This is a genomic window from Kitasatospora sp. NPDC088779, from assembly GCF_040685395.1.
In the GTDB taxonomy this organism is placed as follows: domain Bacteria; phylum Actinomycetota; class Actinomycetes; order Streptomycetales; family Streptomycetaceae; genus Kitasatospora.
In genome coordinates this window covers 16,875-30,970 of record NZ_JBFBHW010000024.1, presented here as the reverse complement: position 1 = coordinate 30,970, position 14,096 = coordinate 16,875, and the positions used below count along the sequence as shown (strand labels likewise).

Annotated in this window: 13 protein-coding genes; 6 read left to right on the top strand and 7 right to left on the bottom strand. The window is 75.1% G+C overall.

Features of this window, described 5'->3' with window-relative positions:
* Positions 1–83 precede the first annotated feature (83 nt).
* Positions 84–1,100: a LacI family DNA-binding transcriptional regulator gene (locus tag AB0P03_RS22735; RefSeq protein ID WP_363586482.1), complete on the bottom strand. Its 1,017-nt coding sequence runs from the start codon at positions 1,098–1,100 to the stop codon at positions 84–86.
* Between the two features lie 379 nt (positions 1,101–1,479).
* On the opposite strand from AB0P03_RS22735, the gene AB0P03_RS22730 reads away from it, so the two are divergent.
* A complete protein-coding gene (locus AB0P03_RS22730) occupies positions 1,480–2,847 on the top strand; it encodes a DUF2252 domain-containing protein (RefSeq protein WP_363586498.1) in 1,368 nt (455 codons plus the stop codon).
* 89 nt (positions 2,848–2,936) lie between these two features.
* On the opposite strand, the gene AB0P03_RS22725 is transcribed toward AB0P03_RS22730, so the two are convergent.
* From AB0P03_RS22725 to AB0P03_RS22715, 3 genes are read right to left on the bottom strand one after another with little or no spacing between them, the layout of a single operon-like run.
* Entirely contained in the window at positions 2,937–3,623 is a 687-nt protein-coding gene (locus AB0P03_RS22725) for an alpha/beta fold hydrolase (protein ID WP_363586483.1), read from the bottom strand.
* A gap of 27 nt (positions 3,624–3,650) precedes the next feature.
* Positions 3,651–5,129, bottom strand: coding sequence for an MFS transporter (locus tag AB0P03_RS22720; protein ID WP_363586484.1), 1,479 nt, complete (start codon positions 5,127–5,129; stop codon positions 3,651–3,653).
* Positions 5,126–5,689, bottom strand: coding sequence for an XRE family transcriptional regulator (locus AB0P03_RS22715; RefSeq protein ID WP_363630482.1), 564 nt, complete (start codon positions 5,687–5,689; stop codon positions 5,126–5,128). Before AB0P03_RS22715 ends, AB0P03_RS22720 begins: the two co-directional genes overlap by 4 nt.
* Before the next feature lie 263 nt (positions 5,690–5,952).
* On the opposite strand from AB0P03_RS22715, the gene AB0P03_RS22710 reads away from it, so the two are divergent.
* Complete coding sequence (locus AB0P03_RS22710; RefSeq protein WP_363630480.1) at positions 5,953–7,272, top strand: DUF5685 family protein; 1,320 nt, start codon at positions 5,953–5,955, stop codon at positions 7,270–7,272.
* Between the two features lie 190 nt (positions 7,273–7,462).
* Here AB0P03_RS22710 and AB0P03_RS22705 read toward each other — a convergent pair whose 3' ends face one another.
* Entirely contained in the window at positions 7,463–7,630 is a 168-nt protein-coding gene (locus tag AB0P03_RS22705; RefSeq protein ID WP_350879489.1) for a hypothetical protein, read from the bottom strand.
* A gap of 187 nt (positions 7,631–7,817) precedes the next feature.
* Between AB0P03_RS22705 and AB0P03_RS22700 the strand changes: the two genes are divergently transcribed.
* Positions 7,818–9,023, top strand: coding sequence for an alginate lyase family protein (locus AB0P03_RS22700; RefSeq protein WP_363586487.1), 1,206 nt, complete (start codon positions 7,818–7,820; stop codon positions 9,021–9,023).
* A 156-nt stretch (positions 9,024–9,179) separates the two neighbouring features.
* Here AB0P03_RS22700 and AB0P03_RS22695 read toward each other — a convergent pair whose 3' ends face one another.
* Complete coding sequence (locus AB0P03_RS22695; protein WP_363630478.1) at positions 9,180–10,019, bottom strand: HAD-IIB family hydrolase; 840 nt, start codon at positions 10,017–10,019, stop codon at positions 9,180–9,182.
* 421 nt (positions 10,020–10,440) lie between these two features.
* Between AB0P03_RS22695 and AB0P03_RS22690 the strand changes: the two genes are divergently transcribed.
* Entirely contained in the window at positions 10,441–11,310 is an 870-nt protein-coding gene (locus AB0P03_RS22690) for a chitosanase (RefSeq protein WP_363630477.1), read from the top strand.
* 260 nt (positions 11,311–11,570) lie between these two features.
* On the top strand, positions 11,571–12,851 hold the full coding sequence (locus AB0P03_RS22685; RefSeq protein ID WP_363630475.1) for an ROK family transcriptional regulator: 1,281 nt from the start codon (positions 11,571–11,573) through the stop codon (positions 12,849–12,851).
* Positions 12,852–12,866: 15 nt separating this feature from the next.
* On the opposite strand, the gene AB0P03_RS22680 is transcribed toward AB0P03_RS22685, so the two are convergent.
* Complete coding sequence (locus AB0P03_RS22680; RefSeq protein WP_363586491.1) at positions 12,867–13,436, bottom strand: TetR/AcrR family transcriptional regulator; 570 nt, start codon at positions 13,434–13,436, stop codon at positions 12,867–12,869.
* A 101-nt stretch (positions 13,437–13,537) separates the two neighbouring features.
* On the opposite strand from AB0P03_RS22680, the gene AB0P03_RS22675 reads away from it, so the two are divergent.
* Positions 13,538–14,008, top strand: a complete 471-nt coding sequence (locus tag AB0P03_RS22675) for a nuclear transport factor 2 family protein (protein WP_363630473.1) — start codon at positions 13,538–13,540, stop codon at positions 14,006–14,008.
* Positions 14,009–14,096 lie beyond the last annotated feature (88 nt).

Sequence of the window (14,096 nt, the reverse complement as noted above, 5' to 3'; positions counted from 1 at the left end):
GAACTCCCTTGTCTGACCGGAGAGTAAGCGCTTTCTATCGCGAGGACAACGCTTCCGGCACGGGCCCGTGACCGGAGGGCCGGCTACCCGACCGGCCCCGTCGACCCGCGGGGCACCAGCTCGGTGGCGAGGACGGCCCGCTGCGGCTCGGGGCCGGGGCGGTGCAGCGCGAGGCGCAGCGCCGTGCGGCCGAGGTCGAGGTGCGGGATGCGCACGGTGGTCAGGCCGGGCCTGAGGTCCTCGGCCCCGGGCAGGTCGTTGAAGCCGACCACCGAGACCTGTCCGGGCACGGCGATCCCGTGCTCCCGCAGGACCGTCAGCACGACGGCCGCCACGTCGTCGTCGTGCGCGAAGACCGCCGAGAAGTCCGGCGGCCCCTGGGCCAGGCGGCGGCGCAGCCAGGCCCGAGCCCCGTCCCGGGTGTGACACCCCTCCACCGTCAGTTCGGCCGGGCGGCGCAGGCCGTGGGCCGCCAGCGCGGCCTCGTACCCGGCGAGGCGCTCCCGGGTGGTGGTGGTCGCGGCCGGTCCGCCGAGGAAGAGGATCCGCCGGTGGCCCAGCGCCAGCAGGTGGTCGACGGCCGCCCGCGCGCCGCCCGCGTTGTCGTAGTGCACGGCCGTCAGCGGCAGCTCCTCCCCCGGGGCCGGCCGGCCGCAGAGCACCAGCCGGGAGCCGGCCGCGTCCAGGATGCGCGCCAACCGGGCGATCCGGGAGCGGTACCCCGGGCTGTCCTCCACCCCGCCCACCAGCACGACGGCCTCGACGTCGCGCGCCCGCATCTCCTCGACCAGCGTCAGTTCGCGGTCGGGGTCGTCGTCGGTCGCCGCCACCAGGCAGAGGCAGCCCTCGTCCACCGCCTGCCGCTCCACGCCGTGGGCGACCCGGTTGTGGAAGGGCGCCGCGAGGTTGCCCAGCAGGATCGCCACCGTCCGGGACCGCCGGCCGGCCAGCGCCCGCGCCTGCGCGTTGACGACGTAGTCGAGGTCGCGCACCGCGCGCAGCACCCGCTCCCGGGTGGCCCCGGCCACCGGGTAGTCGCCCGCCAGCACGCGCGACACCGTCGCCATCGACACGCCCGCCAGCGCCGCCACGTCGTTCACCGTGGGCCTGCCCCGCCGGGCTCTCCCCCCGTCGCTCACCGCTGCCCCCCGGTCCCGACCAGCTCCACGCCCGGCCTCCACGGCGGGCCGTGCCCCGAGGATACGGGCGGACGCCCTTCCCGCCTCCGCAGACCTCCGAAGACCTCCGGAGACCTCCGCCGACTGCTCGCCGGCCGTCCCGCGTCCGGCGGGCTCAGGAACCGTCGTCAGATGTCGGACGTCACTCCCCCTGCAAGCCGTTCGCGCAGGTCGCGGGCGAGTGGGAGCCGGAAGGGACGGGTGGGGAACGGTGACGCAGGTGACCGAGGTGACCGAGGTGGCGGACGGGGCCGTGGCCGGTGTGGACGGAGCTGCGCCGCAGGGGCGGCGGGCGTTCGCGGTGGCCGGGTTCGCGTCGGGGCGGGGCGGGCGGGCGCGGGAACGGGGGAAGGCGCTGCGCGGGCGCATCCCCCGGGAACGGCACGCGGAGTTCTCGCCCGGGCCCGAGCGGCCGACGGCCGTCGAGGCGATCGAGGCGTCCAACGCGGGCCGGATCGCCGCGTTGGTGCCGATCCGGGTGGGGCGGATGGCCGCCACGCCGTTCGCGTTCCTGCGCGGTTCGGCCGGACTGATGGCCGCCGACCTGGCGGGCACCCCGGACACCGGGGTCGGCGCCCAGCTGTGCGGGGACGCGCACGCCGCCAACTTCGGGCTGTACGGGGACGCCCGCGGGCAACTGGTGATGGACATCAACGACTTCGACGAGACCGTGCCCGGCCCGTGGGAGTGGGACCTCAAGCGGCTGGCCGCGAGCCTGGTGCTGGCCGGCCGCGAGACCGGGGCCGACGAGACCACCGCCCGGGAGGCCGCCCAGCACGCGGCCGGCTCCTACCGCCGGACGATGCGCACGCTCGCCAAGCTGCCCGCGCTGGACGCCTGGAACGCCGTCGCGGACGAGCAGTTGGTCTCCTTCACCGAGGCGCACGACCTGGCCGAGGTGCTGCGCAAGGTCGGCGCGAAGGCGCTGGGCAACACCAGCGCCAGGTTCGCCGCCCGCAGCACCGCCCGTACGGCGGACGGCGGACGGCGGTTCACGGCCGCTCCGCCGGTGCTCACCGAGGTGACCGACGCGACCGCGCGGGCCGTCGCGCAGTCGCTCGGCCCGTACGTGGCGACGGTGCCCGCCGAGGTGCGCACCCTGCTGTCCCGCTACCGGGTGCAGGACGTGGCGTTCCGGGTGGTGGGCACCGGCAGCGTCGGCACCCGCTCGTACGTGGTGCTGCTCACCGACCACCGGGACCAGCCGCTGGTGCTCCAGGTGAAGGAGGCCCGACCGTCCGTGCTGCTGCCGTACCTGGAGCGCGCGGGCCACCCGGTGGCCGGTCAGGACGGCCACGAGGGCCGCCGGGTGGTGCTCGGGCAGAAGCACATGCAGGTGGTCAGTGACACCCTGCTGGGCTGGACGACGGTGGACGGACTCCCCTACCAGGTCCGGCAGTTCCGCAACCGCAAGGGCAGCGTCGACCCGGCCGCGCTGCTGCCGGGCCAACTGGACGACTACGCGCGGATCACCGGCGCCCTGCTGGCCCGGGCGCACGCGCACACCGCCGACCCCGGCCTGCTGGCCGGCTACTGCGGCAGGAGCGAGGCGCTGGACGAGGCGGTCGCCGCCTTCGCCGTCGCGTACGCGGACCGGACCGAGGCCGACCACGCCGACCTGGTCGCGGCGGTGCGCGCCGGCCGGCTGCCGGCCGAGTTCGGCGTCTGACCGGGGGCACCGGGCCCGAACGGAGCCCGCGCGTCAGGACGCCCGCATCAGGACGCCCGGGTCAGGACGCCCGGGTCAGGACGCCCGGGTCAGGCGGACAGGAACGGCGCCACCGCGGCAACGAACTCGACGGGCCGGGCACTGTGCACGAGGTGCCCGGCCTCGATGGTGACCATCCGGCAGTCCGGGATCAGCCGGTCGAGCTCGGCGAGCCGCTCCTGCGGGACGTGGCTCGCCGAGCCACCCGCGACCACCAGGGTGCGGGCGGTGATCCCGGCCATCCCCGCCAGCCAGGCCGGGTCGGGGGTGTCGACCTGCGCCTTGACGGCCTTCACCACGGCCCAGTCGAAGTGCACCGGCTCCTCCGGCGCGTCCGGCACCGCGCCGGCCGGGCGCGGGTGCGGTGCCGGGATGTCCTCCAGGACCAGACGGCCGATCCGCTCCGGCCGGGCCTGGGCGACCAGGTAGCCGACCACGCCGCCCATCGAGTGGCCGACCAGGTCGACCCGCGCCAGGCCGAGCGCGTCGAGGAAGGCGAGCACGTCGTCGCGCATCTCCTCCAGGCCGTACCGGGCGGTGCGGCCGCTGTCGCCGTGGCCGCGCAGGTCGAGCGCGTACACGCGGTGCCTGGGGGCGAGCTCTGGCAGGACGACGTCCCAGTCCGTGGCGCGCTCCCCGAGGGCGTGCAGCAGCACCAGCGCCGGGCCGTCCGGCGGGCCGCTCTCGCGGTAGGCGAGCGCCACCTCGGGCAGGTCCACGATCCGGTTCTCGGTCATGCCCGCCACCGTACGTGCGGGCCTGCGCTAACGGACCGCTGTTCGCCCACGGCTCACCGCGACGGGCTCGCCGGTCGCCTCCCGGGCCGCCCGCCGGCCGGCGAACACCGAGGCCAGGACGGCGAGGGCGGCGACCGCCGCGCACACCACGCTGGTGGCCAGGTAGGCGGAGCGGTGGTCGCCGCCCCCGGCGGTCTGCCGCAGGTAGACGCCGGACAGCGCCGAGACCGCGACCGCCGCCGCGATCCGCTGGGCCATCTGCAGGATGGCCCCGCTCACCCCGGCCGCCTCGGCGGGCGCGTGGCGCAGCACGTACGCCTGGTTGGTGGCGCCCATCACGCCGATCGAGGCGCCGCCGAACAGTTGCAGCAGCGCCAGCAGCCAGGGCAGGACGGCCGCGGGCGCCCAGTGCGCGACGAGTCCGCTCGCCAGCATGACCAGGGCGGAGCCGGTCATGCCCGCGGTGATGGTGCGCCGCCCGAAGCGCTGCACCACCCGCCAGGCCAGCGCGGAGGCGACGCCCATGGCCACCGCCGAGGGCAGCGCAACGAGTGCGGCGCCCATCGGGGAGAGCCCGAGGCCGTCCTGGAGGAACATGGTGAGCACCAGTCCGGCGGCGAGCGAGGAGCCGAACTGGGCCATCGCGGTCGCGGTGCCAAGCGCGTACGGCGCGGAGCGGGTGAGTGCCGGGTGGATCAGCGGGTGGCCGCCGGAGCGGGCGTAGCGGCGCTGCCACCAGGCGAGGGCGCCGAGCAGCAGGACGGCGACGGCGGCGAAGGCCAGCCAGCCGGTCCAGCCCGGCGGTTGGACGAACGGCAGCATCAGGGCGAGGGTGAGCGCGGCGACCAGCAGCAGGCCGACCAGGTCGAGGTCGGCGTGCCGGGCACTCGGGCGCGGCCTGGGCAGGTGACGCACCGCCAGCGCGACGGTGGCCAGGCCGAACGGCACGTTGAGCAGGAAGGTCAGCCGCCAGCCGTGCTCGGGGCCGGCCGCCGCCAGGACCGCGCCGCCGATCGGCGGGCCGAGCGCGAAGGCCAGCCCGCCCGTGACGGCGTACATGCCGAGGGCGCGGGCCCGTAGTTGGCCGTCGAACACGTCCTGGAGGGTGCCGATCATCTGCGAGTTGACCAGTCCGGCGCCCACGCCCTGGAGCAGCCGGGCGGCGATCAGCACCTCGGGCGCGGTGGCGGTCGCCGAGACCAGGCTGACCAGGGTGAACAGGGTGAGGCCGGTGACGAAGAACCACTTGCGGCCCCTGACGTCGCCCAGCCGCCCGCCGGGGATCAGTGCCAGGCCGAAGGCGAGCGAGTAGCCGGCCACGATCCACTGGAGGTGGGCGGGTTGGGCGTGCAGGCTCTCGCGCAGGGCCGGGATGGAGGTGTTGAGGACGGACTGGTCGAGCAGCGTGGTGAAGCCGCCGGCGACGCAGACCAGCAGGACGCGGCGCCCGGCGGCGTCGAAGCGCTCGCGGGGCCCGGCGGCTATCCGGGTCTTCGGGCGCCTCACGGTTCCACCACCACCAGGGCGTACCGGGCGTCGTCCGGGCCGGGGGCGCGGAAGCGGCTGGTCCCGGAGACGTAGCGCAGGCAGTCGCCGGGGCCGAGCAGGTGCCGCTCGCCGTCGACGGTGAGCTCCAACACCCCCTCGAACACCCACAGGTGGTGTTCCAGGTCCGCCAGGCAGGGGCGGTCGTAGGCGATGTCGGCGCCGGCGGGCAGCCGGCCCTCGACGATCTCGGCGCGCAGCGAGCCGTGCGGCGGGGAGACGGAGCGGCGGACGAAGCCGGTGGTCTCGTCCCGCCAGATCCGCTGGTCCGCGGCCCGCACCAGCCGGGCCGGCGCCGACTCGACCTCGGCGAGCAGCCGGGACATGGTCCGCCCGTAGACGGCGCAGAGCCGCCCGAGCAGCGCGGCGGTCGGGCTGACCTCGGCCCGTTCGACGCGCGACAGCGTCGAACGGCTGACGTCCGCCAGCCGGGCCAGTTCCTCCAGCGTCCAGCCCCGTTCCAGCCTCAATTCGGCGAGCCGGTTGGCGAGCCGCTCGTCGACGGCCGTCTCGATTCCCATATTCGCGATGCTATCCCGGATATGAGATCACTCCCAGGGGCGCGGGCCGCTGTGACCGGGGCGTGGAGAAGGGCGGGAGGCGTGGACTCGGCCGGGACGGCGCGCCGCGTTCGGGTGCGCGCCCCTGCGCTCCTCGCGCCCTCTCCCTTCCTCCGGCTCCTCCGCCGCCTCGACTCTTCCGCCCCCTCGGCCCGGGAGGGGCGGTGATCATATGATGTGCGGCGGATCAGGGCTGGTCAGCGGCCCACCGGCGAGGGGGAACCATGTTCGGCATCATCAGACCGTGCAAGCACCGGCTGTCCGAACGGCTTCAGGCGTCGTGGCTGGCGCACCTGTGCGGGCTCTGCCTCGCGCTGCGCGACGACCACGGTCAACTCGCCCGCACCGCCACCAACTACGACGGCCTGATCATCTCGGTCCTGGTCGAGGCCCAGGCCGCCCGCGAGGACGCCTCCTGGCGGCGCACCGCCGGGCCCTGCCCGCTGCGCGGCATGCGCACCGCCTCCGTCGCCCGGGGCGAGGGCGCCCGGCTCGCCGCCGCCGTCTCGCTCGCCCTCGCCTCGGTCAAGATCCGCGACCACGTCGAGGACCGTGACGGCGTGTTCGGCCGCCGCCCGGTCGCCGTCGGGGCCCGCGCGGTCACCCGGCGGTGGGACCGGCAGAGCGCCGGCAGCGCCTCGACGGTCGGCTTCGACACCGGCGTACTCCTCGAAGCCGCCTCCCGGCAGGGCGAGTTGGAGCGGTCGCTGCCGCCCGGCGGCTCAGTCCTGCTGGTCACCGAGCCCACCGAGACCGCCACCTCGGCCGCGTTCGCGCACACCGCCGTCCTCGCCGGGCGCCCCGGCAACGCCGCCCCACTCGCCGAGGCCGGCCGGCTCTTCGGCCGGCTCGCCCACCTCCTCGACGCCGCCGAGGACCAGGCCGCCGACGCCGCCGGCGGCGCCTGGAACCCGCTGACCGCCACCGGCACCGGGCGCGCCGAAGCCGAACGCCTGTGCCGCGACGCCGTCCACGGCATCCGGCTCGCGCTGCGCGAGGTCGAACTGACCGACCGGGCCCTGGTGCACCTGCTGCTCGCGCACGAGACCGAGCGGGCCGTCGAGCGGGTCTTCGGCCCGGCCGCCCACGCAGCCGCCTGCCAGACCCGGAACGCCGGACCCGCCGCCGACGGGTCGGCGCACGCGGCGACCGGCGGGCACCCGCACGCCGCCGGGGAGCACCCGCACGACGCGCCGCCGCGCCAGGCGCCGCCCGGGCAGACTCCCGGTCAGGATCCCGGCCGGACCCCGCTCCCGCCGTGGGTGCCCCAGGACCCCGGCTTCACCCCGATCGGCGCCAAGCCGCCGCGACCGCGCAACCTGCTGGCCGGGTGCGCCGTGTGGGCGCTGATGGCCTGCACCTGCCAGTTGCTCTGCTGCGAGCACAACGACCCGTTCAACCGGGAGCGCCGGGAGGGCTGGTGCCAGCGGCACGACTGCGACTGCGCCGACTGCTGCGACCCCTGCAATTGCTGCAACGGTTGCGATGGCTGCGACGGCTGTGGCTGTTGTGATGGTTGTGACTGCTGCGACTGCAGCTGCTGACGTGCCGTACCGTCAGCCGTCCGGATTCCACCGCGCCGCCGGCGGCAGCGGCGGCATCTGCGACACCGCCACCTGATCGACCGCCACCGGCCCGGAGCGCCCCCGCGGCACCCCGGGCCGGTCAGCCGGCCCGTACGCCTCACCGCGCCGCCAGAGCGGCAGCACCACCACCGGGCGCCGCTCCGACCCGTCAGGCATCGGACCCGGCCGCCGCCCGTCGCCTCGCCCGGTCAGCCGTCCGATCCGCCGCCAGCGAGTTCTCCAACCGTGCCAGCAACTCCCGGAACCGCTCGGTGTCCTGCTCCGTCATCCGCCCCTCGGGCGCCGCCCCCGGCCACTCGGCCGTCATCTCGTTCATGGGTCCGACGTTACGCCCCGACGATCAACAGGCGATAAATGCGGAACGCACGCCTACGGGTGCGGCGGTGAACGGAGCCGGTCCTCTTGGCGCGCGCGGGGGTTGGTGGTTCACTTCCCATGTTAGGCAACTTTCCTAACATGACATCAGCGCTCGACCGCCTCCCCCGCGAGAGGAACACCTCCCCATGGGACGTAGCAGCACCAGGACACTGATCGCCGCGGCGGCACTCGCCGCCCTGCTCCCGCTCGCCTCCGCACCGGCCGGGGCCACCGCACCCGTCGCACCCGCCCCGCACAGCCCGCGGGCCGCCTTCCAGCACCCCGGCGTGCTGGTCGGCGACCAGCAACTCGGCTTCCTCAAGGACAAGCTGGCGGCCGGGGCCGAACCCTGGACGTCCGCCTTCGCCGGCCTCCGGTCGAGCAAGTACGCCTCGCTGGACTGGCGGCCCCGGCCGCGCGCCACCGTCGAGTGCGGGTCCAGCTCCCACCCCGACAACGGCTGTTCGGACGAGCGCGACGACGCGATGGCCGCCTACGCCCACGCCCTGCAGTGGGTGCTCACCCGCGACCAGCGGTACGCCGACAAGGCGATCGAGATCATGGACGCCTGGTCGGCCGTGATCCAGGAGCACACCAACAGCAACGCCCCGCTGCAGACCGGCTGGTCGGGCAACAACTGGTCCCGGGCCGCCGAGTTGATCCGCCACTCCGGGGCGGGCTGGCCGGCCGCCTCGGTCGACCGCTTCGCCACCATGCTGCGCACCGTCTACGTGCCGCTGCTGTCGCCCGGCAGCCCGCGCAAGAACGGCAACTGGGAGCTGATCGAGACCGACGCCCTGATGGGCATCGCGGTCTTCCTCGACGACCGCGGCCTGTTCGACCAGGCCGCCGGCATGTGGCGCAAGCGCCTGCCCGCCTACGTCTACCTGTCCTCCGACGGCGATCTGCCGGTGCCGCCGCCCAAGGCCGGGATCGAGGGCGAGGCCGCGCTGGTGAAGTACTGGTCCGGCCAGTCGACCTTCGTGGACGGGCTCTCGCAGGAGACCTGCCGCGACTTCGGGCACACCGGCTGGGGCCTGGAGGCCGCCGCCCAGACCGCCGAGACCGCCCGGCTCCAGGGCCTCGACCTGTGGGGCGAGGGGCGTGAACGGCTGGTCAAGGCCCTGGAGTTCCACACCGCCTACGACAACGGCGCGAACGTGCCGGACTGGCTCTGCGACGGCTCGGCGAAGACCGGCCTCGGCCCGGCCGTCCAGCTCGCGTACAACGAGTACCACCTGCGCGAGGGCGTGGCGATGCCGCAGACCGAGCAGTACGTGGCCGCGCACAGCCCGTTCGGGGCCAACTACTTCATCGGCTGGGAGACCCTGACCCACACCAGCGCGCCCTGACGGCGCGGGCGGCAAGCGGCGGTTCCGGGAGTGCACCCGCCCGGAGCCGCCGTCGCGGCTGCTCCCTTCCCGGGAGCGTCCGTTCCGGGAACGGGCCTTCCGGTAACAGGTGGTCCCGGAACGGGCGTTCCCGGGAACGCCCGTTCCGCGCGTGACTCACCCCTCGGGGAACAGGCCCTCCAGGACGGCGGCCACCCCGTCCTCGTCGTTGCTGCCGATGACGTGGTCCACCGCGGCCAGCACCTCCGGGTGGGCGTTGGCGACGCCGTACGAGGTGCCCGCCCAGGCCATCATCGGCAGGTCGTTGGGCATGTCGCCGAACGCGACCGCCTGCTCGCGGGTGATCCCGCGCCGCCGCGCCAGGTCGCCGAGCGCGGCGGCCTTGCTGACGCCCTTCGCGACGGCCTCGACCAGCCGCTCGCCGTTCGCGTGGTAGACCGTCACCAGCTCGCCGAGCACCGGACGGGCCAGCGCCAGCAGCTCGTCCGCGGACAGCTCCGGGTGACGGCCGATCAGCTTGGGCGCCGGGCGGCCGAACAGCCGTGTGTCGTCGAGGCGTTGCACCGCGGTGTCGGCATCCCAGGCGCCCGCCTCGTAGTGCGCGTCCCCGGCCAGCTCCTGGGCGTACTCGACGGCCAGCCCGATCCCCGGCGCGGCCTCGCGCAGCCGCCGGGCGCTCTCGCCGAGCACGTCGACCGGGATCGGGTTCTCGGCGATCACCGTGCGGGTGCGCATGTCGTAGCCGAAGGCGCCGTTGGAGCAGATCGCCACGCCCCGGTGGCCGAAGGCGGCCGCGATCTCGCCCATCAGGCGCGGCGGGCGGCCGGTGACCAGGACGACGAGCCCGCCGGCCCGTTCGACCCGGGCGAGGGCGGCGACGGTACGGGCCGAGACGGTGCGGTCGCCGCGCACGATCGTCCCGTCGAGGTCGGTGGCCACCAGGCGCGGCGGCCGTATCGGGGTGACGGTGGGTGGGGTGGTGCTCGGGAGGCTCATGGGTCGGTGCTCCGTGCTGGTCGGGGTTTCGGTGGGGCGGCCGGGCGCGGGGACGTGTCCAGTACGCGCGCGTACGGCGCAGGCGGTGCGCACGCGGCGGGCACGCGGTGTGTGCGTGCGCGCGGGGCACCCGGGTCGGCGGTGCAGGGAGCTCGCGGGCCGGGCCCGGCGGTGGCCGGGCAGTCGGTCGCCAGACGCTCGGACGGTATCACCGGGGTGGCCCGATCGGCGACGACCGAGTACCGCCTCCGAGACCGAAGTAATTTTATTAGGAAACTTTCCTTACCTTATAGACCGTCACCGACCGCAGACCGTACTCTGCTGCCGCGAGCTCGCGCTCTTGCCCCCACAGCGCCCGGTCGGCCGGCGCGCCACCCCCCACTGCCTCCGGCGGCACCGCCCCGGAGATCGGAGCACACCCATGCGAGTTTCCCGAACCCGACGCCTCGCCGCCGCCACCGCGGCAGCCGCCCTGGTCGCCGGTGCGGCCTGGGCCGCCACCTCCGCCTCGGCGTCCGCCGCCCCCGCCCGGGCGACCGCCGCGGCCGTGCAGCGGGCGTCCGCAGGCGGCCTGACCCCCGATCAGCACCGCCGGGCCGACCAGCTGATCAGCATCTTCGAGAACAGCACCACCGAACTCCAGTACGGCTACGCCGAGAACATCAACGACGGCCGCGGCGTCACCGCCGGCCGCGCCGGCTTCACCACCAACGACGGCGACGCGCTCAAGGTCGTCCGCGCCTACACCGCCGCCTCCCCCGACAACCCGCTCGCCCGCTTCATCCCCGAGCTGGAGCGCCTGGCCGCCGCCGGCAGCGGCGACACCAGCGGCCTGCCCGAGAGCGACTACGTCGCCGCCTGGAAGCAGGCCGCCCAGGACGCCACCTTCCGGCAGGTCCAGGACGACCAGGTCGACCAGCGCTACTTCACCCCCGCCATGAACCAGGCCGACCAGCTCGGCCTCACCACCGCCCTCGCCCGCGCCGAGTTGTACGACGCCTCCATCCAGCACGGCAACGGCAGCGAGTACGACGCCCTGCCCGCCCTCATCAGCCGCACCAACGCCAAGGTCGGCTCGCCGTCCGGCGCCGGCGAGAGCACCTGGCTGAACGCCTTCTTCGACGTCCGCGTCGACGACCTCACCAACCCGGCCAACTCCTCCACCGCCGCCGAATGGAGCAAGTCCGTCGACCGGGTCGAGTGCCTGCGCCGAATCGCCGCCACCGGCAACTACAACCTGGACGGCCCGCTCAGCGTCACCGCCTTCGGCTCCGGCTACACCATCGACTGACCCACCCGCACCCGTCGAGCCCGGGGTCCGGTGTGTGGGACCGGACCCCGGCCCGGCGAGGCCCGCCGCCGGACTCCCCGACCCCGGCGGAGCGCGGCCGCGCCGGGCGATCCGACCGCCGGTGGCGGCAGGGAGCCGGGACTCCCCGCCGCCACCGGCGGTCCGCGCTTCCACTCCTCCACTCCGCCGATCCGCTCACCGCCCGTCCTCTCACCGTCCGTCCTCGTTCGTCGGCTGACGAGTGCCCTACGATCGACCGAATGAGCACAGCAGGACGGACTACGGCCACGGACGGGGCGCCGCAGCCCGCCACCCTCGCTCCACTGTCAGGGCCTGGACAACAGCCGTGGAACCGGCAGCGGCTCCGGAGCAACAACGAGTGGCTCCTGCTGGAGCGGCTGCGCCGGCACGGCCCGCTCTCCCGGGCCCAACTCGCCCGCGACACCGGGCTGTCCAAGCCGACCGTCTCCACCGCGCTGGCCACCCTCGAACTCGCCGGACTCGCCCGCGAGGCCGGCCGGTTCGCCCCCGAGCGCGGCCGCACCGCCGTCCTGTACGAGACCGACCCGGCCGCCGGGCACGTCCTCGGGCTCGACATCGGCCGGGCCCGGCTGCGGGTCGCCGTCGCCGACCTGTCCGGATGCGTCGTCGCCCGCCGCGACCTGCCCAACCGCGGCCGCTCGGCCAACGCCGTCGCCGACGCCGTCGTCGCGGCCGCCCGCGAGGCCATCGCCGAGGCGGGCCTGCCCGGCACCGCCGTCGCCCACACCGTGGCCGGCACGCCCGGGGTCTGGGACGAGCGCAGACGCAGTGTCAGACTCGCCGCCAGCCTGCCCGGCTGGGGCCGCCCCGGCCTGTTCGACCGAATAGCCGACGGCCTGGGCACCACCGTCACCGTCGCCAACGACGCCAACCTCGCCGCCGTCGGCGAGTACACCTACGGCGCGGGCGCGGGCAGCCGGCTCTTCGTCTACCTGCTGGTCGGCACCGGACTCGGCCTGGGTGTGGTCAAGGACGGCGAACTGCTGACGGGGGCGCACGGCGCGGCCGGCGAACTCGGGCTGCTGCGCCTGCCGGGCTGCACCTCCACCACCAACACCACCACCAACACCAACACCGGCACCGGCACCGGCACCACCCTGGAGGAGACCGTCTCCGCCGACGCCGTGGTGCGCACCGCCCTCGACCTCGGGATGCGGCGGCCGCTCACCGCCGAGAAGGTGTTCACCCGGGCCCGGCTCGGCGAGCCCGCCGCGGTCGAGGCCGTCCGGCAGGAAGTGGACCACCTGGGCTACGTCCTCGCCGTCGTCGCCGCGCTGCTCGACCCGGACGTGATCGTCCTCGGCGGCGGCATCGGGCGCAGCGCCGACCTGCTGCTGCGCCCGCTGGAGCAGGCCCTGTACGAACGCTCCCCGCTGCGGCCCCGGCTGGAGCCGAGCCGGCTCGGCCAGGACGCCGTCCTGCTGGGCGCCGTCGCCACCGCCCTGGAGGCGGCCCGCCCCGAGGTCTTCGAGCGGCGCACGGCCCCCGTCCCGGGCTGACGGCCCCCCGGTCCGTCAGGTGCGGGCGGACAGGGCGGCGTCCAGCAGTACGCGGGCGGCTGCCTTGGCATCGGCGGCGGCGCTCGGGTCGCCGTGCACGGCGGCGGTGGTCATGGCCCCCTCGGCGAGCAGCGCCAGCTGGGCGGCGGTGGCGGGCGGGGCGCCGGCGGCCTCGGCCAGGCAGACGAGGTAGGCGTTGAACTCCTCCTTGTGCTGCCGGGCGGTCGCCGCGACCGCCGGTGAGACGGCGCCCAGCTCGCCGAAGGAGTTGACGAACGCGCAGCCCCGGAAGCCGGGTTCGGCGAACCAGCGACCGAGCCAGTCGAAGACGGCGAGCAGCTGGTCGCGCGGCGGCGTGGCGGCGCCGGCCACGTAGGCGGCGAGGTTCGCCCGCCAGCGCCCGTCCCGGCGCCGTAGGTACGCCTCGACCAGGTCGTCCTTGGACGGGAACTGCTGGTAGAGCCGGCGCATCGTCAGGCCGGAGGCCGCCCGGACGGCGTCCATGCCGACCGCCTGGATGCCCTGCCCGTAGAACAGCTCCTCGGCCGCGTCGAGGATCAGGCCCCGCGGGTCGTGCTGGTCCATCTGCCGTGCCCTTTGCGTGAGAACGATGGTTCTCCTAGGGTAGCCGCTACGGCGAGAACGACCGTTCTCGCCGTCGGCTCCGCCGCACCCGAGGAGACCCCGTGACCGAACAGCGCCCTCCCCTGCCCCCGTTCACCCCGGAGACCGCCCGACGGAAGGTCCGCGCCGCCGAGGACGCCTGGAACACCCGCGACCCCCACCGCGTCGCCCTCGCCTACACGCCCGACAGCCGGTGGCGCAACCGCACCGAGTTCCTCACCGGACGCGAGCAGATCGCCGACTTCCTCACCCGCAAGTGGCACCGCGAACTCGACTACCGCCTCGTCAAGGAGCTGTGGGTGCACGACGGCGACCGCATCGCCGTCCGGTTCGCCTACGAGTGGCACGACGACTCCGGCCAGTGGTACCGCTCCTACGGCAACGAGAACTGGGAGTTCGACCGCGACGGCCTGATGGCACACCGCCACGCCGCCATCAACGACCTGTCGATCACCGCCGCCGAACGTCTCTTCCACTGGCCGCTCGGCCGGCGCCCCGACGACCACCCCGGCCTCACCGCCCTCGGACTCTGACCCGGCATCAGGCTCCGCTCCCGGCAGGGCGGCCGGGGCGGCTGTCGTTCCACGACCGTGACACGGCTCGCACCGGCCGCTGAACTCC

Coding starts and splice junctions, on each gene's coding strand:
- AB0P03_RS22705 (WP_350879489.1), bottom strand. CDS start 7,630: ATGAACGAGATGACGGCCGAGTGGCCGGGGGCGGCGCCCGAGGGGCGG.
- AB0P03_RS22715 (WP_363630482.1), bottom strand. CDS start 5,689: ATGGGAATCGAGACGGCCGTCGACGAGCGGCTCGCCAACCGGCTCGCC.
- AB0P03_RS22680 (WP_363586491.1), bottom strand. CDS start 13,436: ATGGACCAGCACGACCCGCGGGGCCTGATCCTCGACGCGGCCGAGGAG.
- AB0P03_RS22710 (WP_363630480.1), top strand. CDS start 5,953: ATGTTCGGCATCATCAGACCGTGCAAGCACCGGCTGTCCGAACGGCTT.
- AB0P03_RS22725 (WP_363586483.1), bottom strand. CDS start 3,623: ATGACCGAGAACCGGATCGTGGACCTGCCCGAGGTGGCGCTCGCCTAC.
- AB0P03_RS22695 (WP_363630478.1), bottom strand. CDS start 10,019: ATGAGCCTCCCGAGCACCACCCCACCCACCGTCACCCCGATACGGCCG.
- AB0P03_RS22700 (WP_363586487.1), top strand. CDS start 7,818: ATGGGACGTAGCAGCACCAGGACACTGATCGCCGCGGCGGCACTCGCC.
- AB0P03_RS22690 (WP_363630477.1), top strand. CDS start 10,441: ATGCGAGTTTCCCGAACCCGACGCCTCGCCGCCGCCACCGCGGCAGCC.
- AB0P03_RS22685 (WP_363630475.1), top strand. CDS start 11,571: ATGAGCACAGCAGGACGGACTACGGCCACGGACGGGGCGCCGCAGCCC.